Here is a 13,129-nt window from a genome sequence, read left to right on the forward strand (position 1 = left end):
GTGTTGATTAATGATGTCTTAAAAGTACTAAAAATACGAAGAACAAAAGCGATAATAGAAAGGTTCCTAATGCTACTTTTTTCAGTTCCGGATCGAAATCTTTATAGGTTTGCGCCTTATTTACCACTTTAATGTGTTTAATCATTACAAAACTGGTAATTAAAACTGGGATGACCGATGTTTTAGTTAAGACCGAAAAAAGCAACATTAAAAGCAACGGTGTAAATACTAAAAAATGATGGTATTGTTTTGCAGAAATCAGGCCCATTTTTACAACCAAGGTGTTTTTACCGGAATTTTTATCGTTTTCGATATCGCGCATGTTGTTCAGGTTCAGTACAGCTACGCTTAACATTCCGATGGAAATAGCTGGTAATACTAATAGCCAATCGAATTGTTTTGCGAATAGAAAGTTACTTCCCAAAACGCTTACTAATCCGAAGAAGATGAATACAAAAACATCACCAAAACCGCTGTAACCGTAAGCTCCTTTTCCAACTGTATATTTAATAGCGGCAACTATCGAAGCAATTCCTAAAAAGAAAAACAACAGCGAATAGCCAAAATCTTTCTTACCGAAAGCCACATAAATTAAAGCAACTGCTGAAAGTAATGACAATAATGAGGTTATGAAAATCGCTCTTTTCATTTGCGACACAGAAATCGCTCCGCTTTGAATCGCGCGTTTTGGTCCTACTCTGTTTTCATTGTCGGTTCCTTTTACGCCGTCACCATAATCATTGGCAAAATTGGACAAAATCTGAAAGAAAAGTGTCGTCAATAAAGCCAATACCACTATTTTCCAGTTGTCATGTCCTTTGTAATAAGCATAACTGCTTCCGACAATAATTCCCGAAACCGAAAGCGGTAACGTTCGTAGCCTTGCGGCCTCAATCCATTTTTTCATATAATTTACTACCAACCAAACTGCAGGTACAAATACCCAACAGTAAGGCAATTTATTAACAGGGCATAAAGCCACAATTTCTTTAAACTAAATTTATTTTTAATCAGCATCAGCAAATTGACAAGTGGCAGGACAAAAAATAAAATAAACAATGGAGCCCAAAATAATTCAAAAATTGCTCCAACAACTGCGTATTGGTAAACATCTATCGAATTTCCTAAAACCCAATACACCAAAACCAATAAGCTGAGGACGAAGCTTACTTTGCTTAATTTTTCGAGATATTCCAATATTTTTTCCATGTTACATCCAATTTTTATCAGTCGTTTCCACCTGATACAACCAAAGATTAGCCAATGCTTTCACAGTGTCAAAATTCGCCAAACGGAAAGAAAAACTTCCGCCGGCAGTTGTAATGGTGAGACTTCCGATATTCACTGATTTGTGCCAAAACAACTGACTGACTTTTATTGACTGAATTTTATGTGGCTCAATGATTTCCCTGTCAATATCCCAAGCGCCACTTTGTTTGATAATGTATTGCTCGTTCACAAACAAACGATAATGTCTGAAACTGAAATACAACATCACTAAAACAAACGCTAAATAAAACGGTAGAAATGTCAAATATTCAACCGAAATCCAATCGGTCTTCAATACGAAAAACAAAAGTATAGCAACCGGAATTATTATGTAAAAAATAGTCGGAAATAGCAAATAGCGCCAATTGGGAAGCAATTTTTCACCGTTTTGAGGAATCTGACTGAACAATAACTTTAAGATTTCGTCTTTCTCAACAGCATTACAACCCGGAATTTCGATGGCTGATTTTTTGTTCTCAGGATTGTTTTCATTGCCGGAAGCCTGTTTGATTTTGATGTTCAACACATTCATTTTCTTTTGCAGCCAATTCTGACTTAAAGCTACAATCTGAACTTTTTCAGGTCGGATAATTGTATTTTTAGTGTTCAATAGTCCGTAAGACAGCACTAACGAACGGTTTTGCTTTGCAATTTTAAAATCGAAATAACGGATAATCGTCCGAACGAGATTCACTATGATTATCAGGGCAAAAATCACCAACAGGAAAATTAATCCGGAATAGATTGCCATGTTCGCATTGATGAATCCGTCAATTTTTTCATCAACGGCATCGGCAGCGCCATCAACTTCGGCACTTCTTAAAAACTGATTTACGTTTTCATAAATCGTGAAGAAAAAGGCTAAAATCAGGAAAAAACTTCGAACATAATTGGATGTGATTCCGATTTTAAGCAAGCTCGGGAAACCAATTTTGATGAAAGGTTCTTCATTTGAACTAACGGTTTCGTTTGCCGAATCATCAACTGTAACTTTATGAGATTCAGACAACAATCTTGTTTTCAAAGCAATCGCCAAATCATGGGAAATCGCGCGGATGGAAACTTCTTTTTTGTTGCTTCCGGCCGTATCGACATCTAACGCATGAACGCCGATTATCTTCTGAATTAACGTCTGATTGATATTAACCTGCTGAATTTTATGTAATTGAATGGCAATTTTCGATTTATTCAAAACGCCTTTATTAATGATGAATTCATCGTTTTCCTCATCAATAAAAAAAGTAAAATTCAAATACTGTAAATAGGCAATAATTCCAACTAAAACAACTACAGCAAGAACGCCCAAACCAATATACAATTTGTTCATTTGGTTGAACTTGAAAATCCAAACTACTAAAATTGGCCACATGCCGCGAATGATCTTCTGCAGCGTATCCGTAAACATTACCAAAACGCCAATTAAGGATTGTCGCTGTGGCTGGTTAAAGTTCGCTTTCTCCGTCATTCTCGCTTGATTGTTGGGTTTCGTCGGTGAGTTTGGTCATCAGCAATTGCTTAATTTGCAAGGCTTTTTCTTTTTCAATTCCCGGAATATCAATATCGCTGTCACCACCTCCGGCTGTATAAATTCCGATGGAAGCCAAACCAAATATTCTGGCAAAAACGCCTTCGTGTAATGCTACGTGCTGAATTCTATTGAACGGAATAATAGTTGTCGTTTCTGAAATAATGCCGTTTTTATACAACACATCGTGCTGACGGAATGCAAATCCTCTTTTTCTGAAACTTACTCTCCCTAAAAAAACTGAAAACAGAAAAATTACCGCTACAACCAGAGCAAAAATGTACCAATAATCTCTTGCTTCCTCATTGAAAAACAAGACAATTCCAGCAATAATGCTTAGTATTCCTAAAAAAATAAAATTCCCGATTAGGATAACTTTCCAATAATCAGAATGCAACGGCTGTAATGCAACTTCTTCGTATTTAGGAAGTTCCGATATATTTATGGTTTCATTTGTGAAATTCTGCATTGTTTACGGAATGTATTTTTTCTCAAAATTAGGCTTACGTTTTTCAAGGAAAGCATTTCTTCCTTCGATAGCTTCGTCTGACATATAAGCCAATCGTGTTGCTTCTCCGGCAAATACCTGTTGTCCCACCATGCCGTCATCGGTTAAATTCATAGCGAACTTCAACATTTTGATGGAAATTGGCGATTTTTCAAGAATCTCCTGCGCCCATTGATAAGCTGTATCTTCCAATTCAGCATGTGGAATAACAGCGTTTACCATTCCCATATCATAAGCTTCCTGTGCCGAATAATTTCTACCCAAAAAGAAGATTTCACGCGCTTTTTTCTGTCCGACCATTTTCGCTAAATAAGCAGAACCATAACCACCATCGAAACTGGTTACATCGGCATCAGTTTGTTTGAAAATAGCATGTTCTTTACTGGCTAATGTTAAATCACAAACTACGTGTAAACTGTGTCCGCCACCAACAGCCCAACCCGGAACTACCGCGATTACTGCTTTCGGCATAAAACGGATTAAGCGCTGAACTTCTAAAATGTTCAATCGGTGGTAACCGTCTTCACCCACATAACCTTGATGACCGCGTGCTCTTTGGTCGCCTCCGCTGCAAAATGACCAGATTCCGTCTTTAGAAGATGGTCCTTCGGCAGATAATAAAACGACTCCAATGGACGTATCTTCGTGCGCATCGTGAAACGCTTCTAACAATTCTTTTGTTGTTTTCGGACGGAACGCATTACGCACATCCGGTCGGTTGAATGCAATTCGGGCTACGCCATCGCATTTTTTATAGGTGATATCTTCAAACTCTTTTACGGTTTGCCAGTTGATTGTACTCATATTTTAAAAATTTTACGTAAAAATAAGACAATTTGAGCGGTTTAAAAACTTCTTCCGTCACTAAAAATTTTAACACAAAAGTTTTCAACTGTTCTTTACTGGCAATGTATTTTTTTGTAATTTTAACTACTTCTTTTTCAAGAAGTTAATTCACGGATTCATTAACTTAAAAATTATTCTTTGAAAAAATCTGTAATTTTTGTCGCTTTTGTAGCGATGGTCGCTTTTGCTAGTTGTAAAAATACATCTGAAGTTAAACCAGAAGAAACAACCACAGAAACCGTCCTAGAAGAGCAAGTGGACTCAGTTGCCACTGATAGCATTATGGCTGATGAAGTAGCACCTATGGAAGTAGAAAAGGATACTTTGACAACAAAATAGTCAGTTCTTTTTAAGTTATTTAAAACACCACGGGTAACGAAGTGAATGTCGAGCATGATGTAATGCAGTAGAAAGCTATCCATAAAAAGACAAAACAATTTTAAGGCATTTCTAATCAGTTCTATTTTTCAAATTGTAGGAAATGTCAAGAATTAAAAAATAGGCTAACTTTCGGGTTAGCCTTTTTCTTTTACGCTGTTTTACAAAAGCTTATAAATTTTAACAGAAATTAATCAAATCATCTTTTTTAAAAACTCTTCGGGTTAATTATATTTGCTTTTTACCTAAAATTACTGATGAAGATTTCTAAATATATTTCCCTTTTACTGATTCCATTATTTTTAAGTTGCAATAAAAACAAAACCGATAACGAGAACAGTTCAAACGATACGCTGCTAATTGCCGATAAGTACGAAGTTAGTCTACCGAAGCTTTCAGATAAATTTCTGAAGGAAAACAAATCGTACGTTGAAAGTTTTTACAACAAATATTACAATTCAAAAGATTTTAGCGGTGGTTTTCTCGTGGCCAAAAATGGTCAGGTTGTTTATGAAAACTACAGCGGCTACGCTTATAAAGAAAAAGGCTGGAAAATTGAAGCAGAAACACCAATTCACATTGCTTCCGTAAGTAAAGTTTTTACCGCCGTTTGTGTTTTAAAACTGGTTGATGAGGGCGAAATCGAATTAGACAAAACCGTTCAAACCTATTTACCAACGTTTCCGCATGAAACCACTACAGTTCGCATGCTTTTGAACCATCGTAGCGGATTGCGCAACTATGCTTATTTTACTGATGATAAAGGCGTTTGGAACAAAAAACAAACCCTTACCAATCAGGATGTATTAGATTTATTGGCAACCAAACCGATTGGACTAGAATCTAAACCAGGAACCCGATTTGGTTATTGTAACACCAACTACGCCTTATTGGCTTTGATTATCGAAAAAGTTACCGGAAAATCGTATTCCGAAACGCTTAAAGAAATGATTTTCGAACCCTTAGACATGAAAAACACATTCGTTTTCGACAATTTAGAAAAGAAAGACGAAGTAAGTCAGTCGTATAAAAACAACTATCTGCGTTTGGCTTTTGAGTTTTTAGATCAGGTTTATGGCGACAAAAACATTTATTCAACACCGAGAGATTTGCTGAAGTTTGACATTGCAACTTATTCCGATGAATTTTTAAGTCCGGAGATGAAAAAGGAAATGTTCCAAGGCTACAGCTACGAAACTAAAGGACAGCGTAATTATGGCTTAGGAATGCGTATGCTGGAATTTGAAACGGGTGAAAAATATTTCTTCCATAACGGCTGGTGGCACGGGAATACTTCGTCATTTGTTACTTTACGAAAAGAAAACGTAACCTTGATTGCACTTTCCAACAAATACACGCATAAAACCTACAAAACCAAGAAATTAGCTCCTCATTTTGGCGATTATCCGTTCAAATTTAAGGATGAAGAAATTGGTGCTGAATAATACTTTAGTTATGAAAACATTTCGCTCAAGCATCAACTACTTTCTGGTTCCGTTTCTAGTTATGATTGTTTTCGGGACAGTCGCATCTTTCTTTGTAAACACAAATGATGAGAAAATGCCGCTTGCTGTAACCATCTTTCTTGTACTGATTTCGGGGTTTATTCTTTGGATGCTTTTGGACACGAAATATCAAATTAAAGATACTTTTCTGCATTACAGTTGCGGACCAATTCGCGGAAAAATTGATATTCTCCAAATTCACAAAATTGAAAATGTGAAAACCTGGTATGTTTCTTCCATCTTAAAACCGGCTTTGGGTTCTTATGGTTTGACGCTTACCTACAACAAGTTTGACGACATTTACATTTCACCGAAACACAAATCGGAGTTTATTGGCGAACTGTTAAAAATCAATCCGAATATTCAGATTATCGCTTAACCGATTTTAACCGAAGTCATGGTTAGCGAACCACCAACGGCTTTGTCATTAAAGAAATTGATAGCATCTTTTGAATCTTGTAGCGCCAAATTATACAACATCGGATAATAATGATCCGGTGTCGGAATCGCTAATTTTGCCGCTTTATCCAAGGTTTCATAGTTGATTAAAGCCTTATGATTTCCATCTGAAATTTTTGCCTTGAAGATTTCATTCATTTCAGTGGCCCAATCGTAACCATATTCCGGTTCGTTGAGTTTATCCCAAGCGACCATACGTAAATTGTGCACCATATTACCACTACCGATAATCAAAACACCTTTTTTACGCAAAGAAGCCAATTGTTTTGCCAAATCGTAATGGTATTGTGGCGGTTTGCTGTAATCGATACTCAACTGTAAAACCGGGATTTCCGCATTGGGATACATGTGCCGAACCACTGTCCAAGTGCCGTGGTCTAAGCCCCAATCGTGATCTAAACCGACATCTGTAGAAGTAATTAAACTTTTAGTCGCTAAAGCTAATTCAGGGTTTCCGGGCGCAGGATATTGCACATCAAATAGCTCTTGAGGAAAACCTCCAAAATCGTGAATGGTTTTCGGATTATTCATCGCTGTAATATGCGTTCCTCTAGTCAACCAATGTGCAGAAATAACCAAAACTGCTTTAGGTTTAGGGATTTCACTTCCCATTTTCGTCCAACTTCTTGAAAATTCATTGTCCTCGATGCCGTTCATGGGCGAACCGTGTCCAATAAATAATACCGGAAGTTTAACATCTTCTTCCTTCAAATCCTGCGTCCAATTGTAAAACGGGTTCAAACTTGCCATAACTGTTCCTCCTACTATTACTTTAATGAAATCACTTCTATTCATTTCTATACAATTATTGTATATACAAATGTATAATTAAAATTAATGTCATCAATAAAATTAGCAATCTTTAACATTTAAAAAGATTTACAACAGATAAATTCCGTCGTCTTTGATTTCGATAAGTTTTTGCTTGTAAAGGGTTCCGATGGCTTTCTTAAAGGTCTTTTTACTCATTTGAAGCACCGTTTTAATATCTTCTGGATGTGAATCGTCGTTCAAACGCAGAAACCCTCTACTCGCTTTCAGTTCATCTAAAATAGCTTGAGCCGAAGCATCCACTCGTTCCATACCGAAAGCTTGTCTGGAAACGTCAATTTTTCCGTCGGGACGAATGTTTTTGATGAAGCCGACGATTCGGTCACCGGTACGCAAATCTTCAAAAACTTCATTCTTATACAGTAAACCTTTATGTTTTTCGTTGATGATGACGTTGATTCCGACTTCCGTAATGTGAGAAACGATTAAATCAACTTCCTCGCCTACTTCAACAGAAACTTCATCATTATTTAAAAACTGATTGGTTTTACTGGATGCTACCAATCGTTTGGTTTTATCATCGATATACATGTACACTAGGTAGCGCTTTCCTTGCTCCATCGGACGGGCTTGTTCTTTGAAGGGTACGAACAAATCTTTTTCCATGCCCCAATTCATGAAAGCGCCGAATTTATTGGTATAATTCACTCGCAACAACGCAAATTCGTTAAGGAAAATATACGGCTCCAAAGTTGTGGCAACCGGACGCTCTTCATGATCCAGATATACAAAAACGGCTAGTTCATCACCAATTTGAAAATTTTCGGGAACATATTTATTCGGCAGCAAAATATCGGTTTCACCATCAGATAAATATAATCCAACCTTCGTATCACGGGCAATTTTCAGCGTATTGTATTTTCCTATTTCAATCATAAAATGCGTATCAGAGCGGCAAAGGTACAAAGTTTCTTATGTTTTGTTTTAAAACTGCTTAAACTCTTATGATAAAAAATTCAAAATAGTAATTGTGAGTTTAAATTATTATCGTAATATTGCAATATATAAATAATAAAATGGGGGTTTCAAAAACAGATCTTTTTACAGAAGAGCAAAATAATATTTCTCTACTTGCGAAAGCTTTAGGGCATCCAGCAAGAGTAGCCATCATCGAATATTTACTCAAAATTGACAGTTGCATCTGCGGTGATATTGTTGACGAAATTGGATTGGCTCAACCAACGGTATCACAGCATCTAAAAGAACTTAAGAACGCCAAAATAATAAAAGGGAACATCGAAGGAAAAGCAATTTGCTACTGCATCGATGAGGAAACCATAACCAAATTTCATCACTATTTTGGAAATATGATTACAAATCTTAATAATAAGAAAACTGATTGTTGTTAAACTAAAATCACATAGCTATGAAACTATCCGAAGTAAAAGAACTTTTACCCAATTTAGATACTATTGAATTCAAATTAGAGGACAACACTTATGTTCCAGAACATTTTCATGTAACCGAAATAGGCATGATTACTAAAAAATTTATCGATTGTGGCGGAACCATCCGTACTGAGAAAAAAATAAGTTTTCAGCTTTGGGATGCTAATGATTTTGAGCATCGGCTAAAACCTTCAAAACTATTGAATATCATCCAACTTTCTGAAAAACAATTAGGTATTGAAGATGAAGAAATCGAAGTAGAATACCAAAACACGACCATCGGCAAATATGATTTGACATTTGACGGAACTCATTTTATTCTTCAAAACAAAACTACGGCATGTTTAGCTCAAGACAATTGTGGTATTCCAGATAAAAAAAGAAAATTTAAAACTATCTGAATTACAAAGCGCTACACAAACCTGTTGTTCACCAAACAATAAATGTAACTAAGCATGAAAGAAAAAATCATTAAATACAAAAAACCAATTATCATTACCACCGCAGTAATTGCGCTTCAGGCAATTTTTGGTTTTGATCCGAAATTTTGCATTATCAACATCATTTGGCTATTGGTTTAACTACATGGAAAAGAAAAAAATACTGGTTCTTTGCACCGGAAATAGTTGCCGAAGTCAAATTGCTGAAGGTTATTTACGTCATTTCGCTAAAGATAAAGCAGAAATTTACAGTGCTGGTGTTGAAACCCATGGCGTGAACCCGAAAGCAATTGCTACCATGTTAGAAGACGGAATTGACATTTCAAACCATACTTCCAACAACATTGACGAATACAATAACATCGTTTTTGATTATGTACTGACGGTTTGTGATAATGCAAAAGAGCGTTGTCCCTTCTTCCCTACCAAAGCCAAAAAGTTCCATCACAATTTTCCTGATCCGGCAAAAGCAACTGGTACTGAGGAAGAAGTAAATGAACAATTTCGGAATGTTCGAAAACTCATCAAAGAGTATTGCGAGCAATTTGTTAGCGAACAATTATAAAAAAAGCGCCCAATTCGGACGCTTTCATTATTTAATTGCTATTTATTTATAAACACTTTCCTTTTTAAAGTGAACCGTCAGTAAAAAATAAACAACAGCTCTGTATTTGTTTTTATTGGAACGACCGTATTTTTCAATTACAGCATCGATTCCTTTCATTAAATCTGGTCCGTCTTTTAAACCTAGCTTTTTGATTAAAAAATTATTCTTCACAGTTGCTAATTCTGTTTCCGAAGAACCTGAAACTGTGGATGAATCCTGATTATAAATTGACGGTCCGCAACCAATCGTTACTTTGGTCAATAAATCCATGTTTGGCGTAACGCCGCATTTGTCTTTTAAATCGGCAGCGTATTTGGTAATCAATTCGTCTCTTTTACTCATAGTGTTGATTTTTAAGTTTATAGTTGATTCGTTACTCTCAAAGATAAACATTCAAAACGACAGAAAGAGGCAATTTCGTACAGCCTTAAATTATAATTATGTTAAATTTTTAAAGTAGTTCTTCAAAACCGTGTCATTTACATTGGTTGGTGTGAAGATTTCTAAAATTGAACGCTTATCGGAATTTAGAAAAGCGGCTGTTTTTGAAGTCAATTCCGATGCTTCTGAAACCGATACATACTCAAAACCAAACATTTTCGCCAAATGTTCCCCTGTTAACTGATGGGAAGTTTCAAAATACGTATTGAAAACCGGCGTTTCCTGATGACCTGGCAAAATTCTGAAAATACCGCCACCGCGATTGTTTATCAGAATGATTTTGAAGTTTTTAGGAATATAATCGTTCCAAAGCGCATTACTGTCGTAAAAGAAGCTCACATCACCGGTTATCATAATTGTTGGCTTACCGGAAGTTAAAGCGGCTCCAATAGCAGTTGTGGTACTTCCGTCGATGCCGCTGGTGCCTCGGTTGCAGAATACTTCGATGCTTGAATCAATATCGAAAAGTTGCGCATAACGAATTGGAGAACTGTTACTGATTTGAAGTTGGCTATCCTTCGGCAAAATCGGCAAAATCGTTCCGAAAACTTTAAAATCAGAATACGGAGTCGCTTCAAAATACTGATTATGCTTCACTTTTCTGTGATTCATTAAATCAGTTGCTCGTTTTTGGAAATCACTTGAAACAACTTCTGTCGCTTCAAAAATTGTATCAAAAAACATATTCGGTGTTGTCACAAAATGTTGCGTCAGACAGCCAAACGTATTGTATGCGCGTAATTCGTCAACATGCCAATGCTCCTTAGGCTTGTAGTTTCTGAAAAAGGCTTTGATTCTTTTGGAAACCACCATTCCGCCCAAGGTCACTAAAATATCCGGTTGAAACGCTTTAAAATCTTCATCGGTAAATGGTGTGATAAAGGTGTCGATATTTTGGATGAAATTGGAATGATGTACATTCGAGGTCACTTCCGTCATTACCACAACTGATTCGTCTTCAGCTAATTGTTTCATAACGCTTTCGGATAGCTCTTTCGGATAATTGACACCAATTAAAACCAGTTTTCTTTTAGCGGAATTCCATTTGGAATTCGCTTCTGCATCAATTTGAAAAGGTTCATTTTCAGTAAACAATTCGAGAACCGTCGGTTGAACAGAAAGCTCGGAAACGGTTTCATAAAGCGGCTCTTCAAAAGGAATATTGATATGCACCGGACCTTTTTTGGTTATCGCCAAATGAATCGCTTCGTTGATTTTTATATCGTTTTCTTCCGATGCATTTTCGTCTAAATTAGCAGAATACAGTATATGATTCGCAAACACGTTTTCCTGCCGAATAGTTTGCCCGTCACCGATATCGATTTTGTTCTTTGGACGATCTGCCGAAATCACAACCAAAGGAATCTGGCTGTAAAAAGCTTCAGCAATCGCCGGGTAATAATTCAATAAAGCAGAACCTGAAGTACATACAATGGTAACAGGCTTTTGCTTTTGTTGTGCCATTCCCAATGCAAAAAAAGCAGCACAACGTTCATCGGCTATGCTAAAACAATTAAACGCTGAATTGCTGGCAAAACCAATCGTTAAAGGCGCATTTCGTGAACCGGGAGAAATTACAATATCATGTAGTTCTTTAGCTTTACAGATTTCGATAAGACTTTGGGCTAAAGGTATTTTCGGGTAAATCATTTTTATTTTTTCAGTAGCACAAATTTACAAAGATTTGCCTGCTAAACGACACTCGATTTTTGTTCTTTTAGCAAAAGAAATTTACAGAATGCAAATTGTGAAATCCCATACGATAAAATCACAAGTTGGTAAATTGATTCATTTTTGATGTAAAACCTGTTGAAGAAAAAAGCGCCAATCTGGATTAAAAACAAAATCGAACTCAACAACAACCAGAAAAAATGTTCTTCACTGTTATTCAGATAATTAATAATGGAAACGCCACCAATATAAGAAGTCACGAATGCATTCATTATCCAAATAAAATAGCTGTCACCAAGTGGTTCCAATACAAAATTAATCATGTAAAGATAAATCACAAAAAAAGGTAAAAAAGCAAAACCGATAGCCATTTTGTTGCTTTTACATATCAAATCCTTTATCAAAAAGAGTAAGCAAAACTTAAACAAAAGTGATGAAATGGAGGCATAAATAAAACTTTTATCACCTTCTATTCGAAATAAAACAGAGGCAGCCTGATAGAAAACTAATGCTAAAAAAAAGATCAATTGTTTTTTCTGAGAAGCTACAAAATATAGCACTACAAGAATAGGAATCCGAAGAAGCCAAAACACACTCTCACCTGTCTTCCATTCCAAAAAAGAAAACAAGCAGTAACAAAAAAGATTTACGAAATAGAGAACGGTTAATCCTTTCGATAAATTCACTAACTTCATCGGCATAAATTACGACGGCTTTTCTATATAAATTTAATCATTTTTTTGATATGTCAACTATTATTCGACAGGCAATTTCAGAAGATATTCCGGCAGTTTTGGAAATTGTGAATTATGAAATTCTAAATACAACAGCAATTTGGGATTACGATTTGAGAACTTTAGACGAACAGTTGGCTATTTTCAATGAAAAGCTAGCCAAAGACTTACCGTTTTTAGTAGCTGAAAAGGAAAATAAAATAGTCGGTTTTGGTACTTATGGCGCTTTCCGATTCAAAATTGGGTATCGTTTTACGGTGGAACATTCGGTTTATATCCACAAAGATTTTACCGGACAAGGCATTGGTTCCTATTTACTAGACGAACTTATTGCCATTGCCAGAAAACAAAATTTGCACACTATGATTGGAGTTATTGACTCTGAAAATATTGGAAGTATCGCTTTTCACGAACGCAAAGGCTTTAAAAAAGTGGGTCACATTAAAGAAACCGGTTATAAATTTGACCGTTGGCTGGATTCGGTTTTTGTGCAGTTTATGTTATAAAAAAAAACTCCCAATCGGGAG

The 13,129-nt window shown here is 36.1% G+C and carries 16 protein-coding genes and 1 pseudogene; 8 read left to right on the top strand and 9 right to left on the bottom strand.

All coding sequences use genetic code 11. The annotated features are described in order from the left end of the window. Window positions 1–7 precede the first annotated feature (7 nt). From RUH60_RS09205 to RUH60_RS09220, 4 genes are all read right to left on the bottom strand, one after another. A complete protein-coding gene (locus RUH60_RS09205) occupies window positions 8–907 on the bottom strand; it encodes a 1,4-dihydroxy-2-naphthoate polyprenyltransferase (protein ID WP_313807605.1) in 900 nt (299 codons plus the stop codon). Window positions 908–1,210: 303 nt separating this feature from the next. Then, window positions 1,211–2,734: a PH domain-containing protein gene (locus RUH60_RS09210; protein ID WP_313807607.1), complete on the bottom strand. Its 1,524-nt coding sequence runs from the start codon at window positions 2,732–2,734 to the stop codon at window positions 1,211–1,213. Next, window positions 2,712–3,263: a PH domain-containing protein gene (locus tag RUH60_RS09215; RefSeq protein WP_313807609.1), complete on the bottom strand. Its 552-nt coding sequence runs from the start codon at window positions 3,261–3,263 to the stop codon at window positions 2,712–2,714. The genes RUH60_RS09210 and RUH60_RS09215 overlap by 23 nt, the downstream gene beginning before the upstream one ends. Before the next feature lie 3 nt (window positions 3,264–3,266). Then, a complete protein-coding gene (locus tag RUH60_RS09220; RefSeq protein WP_313807612.1) occupies window positions 3,267–4,106 on the bottom strand; it encodes a 1,4-dihydroxy-2-naphthoyl-CoA synthase in 840 nt (279 codons plus the stop codon). A gap of 180 nt (window positions 4,107–4,286) precedes the next feature. Between RUH60_RS09220 and RUH60_RS09225 the strand changes: the two genes are divergently transcribed. From RUH60_RS09225 to RUH60_RS09235, 3 genes are all read left to right on the top strand, one after another. After that, the gene (locus RUH60_RS09225) at window positions 4,287–4,487 is read left to right on the top strand and encodes a hypothetical protein (protein WP_313807614.1); all 201 of its coding nucleotides are present in this window, start codon (window positions 4,287–4,289) and stop codon (window positions 4,485–4,487) included. Between the two features lie 296 nt (window positions 4,488–4,783). Beyond that, window positions 4,784–5,971: a serine hydrolase domain-containing protein gene (locus tag RUH60_RS09230; protein ID WP_313807616.1), complete on the top strand. Its 1,188-nt coding sequence runs from the start codon at window positions 4,784–4,786 to the stop codon at window positions 5,969–5,971. A 10-nt stretch (window positions 5,972–5,981) separates the two neighbouring features. Further along, window positions 5,982–6,410: a PH domain-containing protein gene (locus RUH60_RS09235; RefSeq protein WP_313807618.1), complete on the top strand. Its 429-nt coding sequence runs from the start codon at window positions 5,982–5,984 to the stop codon at window positions 6,408–6,410. On the opposite strand, the gene ygiD is transcribed toward RUH60_RS09235, so the two are convergent. Together ygiD and RUH60_RS09245 are read right to left on the bottom strand one after the other, a co-directional pair. Beyond that, entirely contained in the window at window positions 6,407–7,285 is an 879-nt protein-coding gene (ygiD, locus tag RUH60_RS09240; protein WP_409559656.1) for a 4,5-DOPA dioxygenase extradiol, read from the bottom strand. The two genes, RUH60_RS09235 and ygiD, sit on opposite strands and share 4 nt — an antisense overlap. Before the next feature lie 84 nt (window positions 7,286–7,369). Further along, entirely contained in the window at window positions 7,370–8,197 is an 828-nt protein-coding gene (locus tag RUH60_RS09245; RefSeq protein WP_313807620.1) for a S1-like domain-containing RNA-binding protein, read from the bottom strand. A 140-nt stretch (window positions 8,198–8,337) separates the two neighbouring features. Between RUH60_RS09245 and RUH60_RS09250 the strand changes: the two genes are divergently transcribed. From RUH60_RS09250 to RUH60_RS09265, 4 genes and pseudogenes are all read left to right on the top strand, one after another. Beyond that, entirely contained in the window at window positions 8,338–8,670 is a 333-nt protein-coding gene (locus tag RUH60_RS09250; protein ID WP_313807622.1) for a metalloregulator ArsR/SmtB family transcription factor, read from the top strand. Between the two features lie 17 nt (window positions 8,671–8,687). Beyond that, a pseudogene (locus RUH60_RS09255) lies at window positions 8,688–9,162 on the top strand (DUF6428 family protein). Between the two features lie 2 nt (window positions 9,163–9,164). Then, window positions 9,165–9,290, top strand: coding sequence for a hypothetical protein (locus RUH60_RS09260; protein WP_313807625.1), 126 nt, complete (start codon window positions 9,165–9,167; stop codon window positions 9,288–9,290). A gap of 4 nt (window positions 9,291–9,294) precedes the next feature. Beyond that, complete coding sequence (locus RUH60_RS09265; RefSeq protein WP_313807627.1) at window positions 9,295–9,714, top strand: arsenate reductase ArsC; 420 nt, start codon at window positions 9,295–9,297, stop codon at window positions 9,712–9,714. Between the two features lie 42 nt (window positions 9,715–9,756). Here RUH60_RS09265 and RUH60_RS09270 read toward each other — a convergent pair whose 3' ends face one another. The 3 genes from RUH60_RS09270 to RUH60_RS09280 form a co-directional block, all read right to left on the bottom strand. After that, window positions 9,757–10,098 (bottom strand): DUF2853 family protein, encoded by a 342-nt coding sequence (locus RUH60_RS09270; RefSeq protein ID WP_313807629.1) that lies wholly within the window; start codon window positions 10,096–10,098, stop codon window positions 9,757–9,759. Between the two features lie 96 nt (window positions 10,099–10,194). Beyond that, complete coding sequence (menD, locus tag RUH60_RS09275) at window positions 10,195–11,847, bottom strand: 2-succinyl-5-enolpyruvyl-6-hydroxy-3-cyclohexene-1-carboxylic-acid synthase (RefSeq protein WP_313807631.1); 1,653 nt, start codon at window positions 11,845–11,847, stop codon at window positions 10,195–10,197. 41 nt (window positions 11,848–11,888) lie between these two features. Further along, window positions 11,889–12,239 carry a hypothetical protein gene (locus RUH60_RS09280; RefSeq protein ID WP_313807633.1) on the bottom strand — a complete coding sequence of 117 codons (351 nt, stop codon included), beginning with the start codon at window positions 12,237–12,239 and terminating at the stop codon, window positions 11,889–11,891. Window positions 12,240–12,613: 374 nt separating this feature from the next. Here RUH60_RS09280 and RUH60_RS09285 point away from each other — a divergent pair, with 374 nt between their 5' ends. Further along, window positions 12,614–13,108 carry an N-acetyltransferase family protein gene (locus tag RUH60_RS09285; RefSeq protein ID WP_313807635.1) on the top strand — a complete coding sequence of 165 codons (495 nt, stop codon included), beginning with the start codon at window positions 12,614–12,616 and terminating at the stop codon, window positions 13,106–13,108. The last annotated feature ends 21 nt before the right edge of the window (window positions 13,109–13,129 follow it).

This window comes from Flavobacterium sp. (assembly GCF_032153895.1).
In the GTDB taxonomy this organism is placed as follows: domain Bacteria; phylum Bacteroidota; class Bacteroidia; order Flavobacteriales; family Flavobacteriaceae; genus Flavobacterium.

Coding starts and splice junctions, on each gene's coding strand:
- RUH60_RS09260 (WP_313807625.1), top strand. CDS start 9,165: ATGAAAGAAAAAATCATTAAATACAAAAAACCAATTATCATTACCACC.
- RUH60_RS09215 (WP_313807609.1), bottom strand. CDS start 3,263: ATGCAGAATTTCACAAATGAAACCATAAATATATCGGAACTTCCTAAA.
- menD (WP_313807631.1), bottom strand. CDS start 11,847: ATGATTTACCCGAAAATACCTTTAGCCCAAAGTCTTATCGAAATCTGT.
- RUH60_RS09285 (WP_313807635.1), top strand. CDS start 12,614: ATGTCAACTATTATTCGACAGGCAATTTCAGAAGATATTCCGGCAGTT.
- RUH60_RS09280 (WP_313807633.1), bottom strand. CDS start 12,239: ATGGCTATCGGTTTTGCTTTTTTACCTTTTTTTGTGATTTATCTTTAC.
- RUH60_RS09265 (WP_313807627.1), top strand. CDS start 9,295: ATGGAAAAGAAAAAAATACTGGTTCTTTGCACCGGAAATAGTTGCCGA.
- RUH60_RS09250 (WP_313807622.1), top strand. CDS start 8,338: ATGGGGGTTTCAAAAACAGATCTTTTTACAGAAGAGCAAAATAATATT.
- RUH60_RS09235 (WP_313807618.1), top strand. CDS start 5,982: ATGAAAACATTTCGCTCAAGCATCAACTACTTTCTGGTTCCGTTTCTA.
- RUH60_RS09210 (WP_313807607.1), bottom strand. CDS start 2,734: ATGACGGAGAAAGCGAACTTTAACCAGCCACAGCGACAATCCTTAATT.
- RUH60_RS09270 (WP_313807629.1), bottom strand. CDS start 10,098: ATGAGTAAAAGAGACGAATTGATTACCAAATACGCTGCCGATTTAAAA.
- RUH60_RS09205 (WP_313807605.1), bottom strand. CDS start 907: ATGAAAAAATGGATTGAGGCCGCAAGGCTACGAACGTTACCGCTTTCG.
- RUH60_RS09220 (WP_313807612.1), bottom strand. CDS start 4,106: ATGAGTACAATCAACTGGCAAACCGTAAAAGAGTTTGAAGATATCACC.
- RUH60_RS09230 (WP_313807616.1), top strand. CDS start 4,784: ATGAAGATTTCTAAATATATTTCCCTTTTACTGATTCCATTATTTTTA.
- ygiD (WP_409559656.1), bottom strand. CDS start 7,285: ATGAATAGAAGTGATTTCATTAAAGTAATAGTAGGAGGAACAGTTATG.
- RUH60_RS09245 (WP_313807620.1), bottom strand. CDS start 8,197: ATGATTGAAATAGGAAAATACAATACGCTGAAAATTGCCCGTGATACG.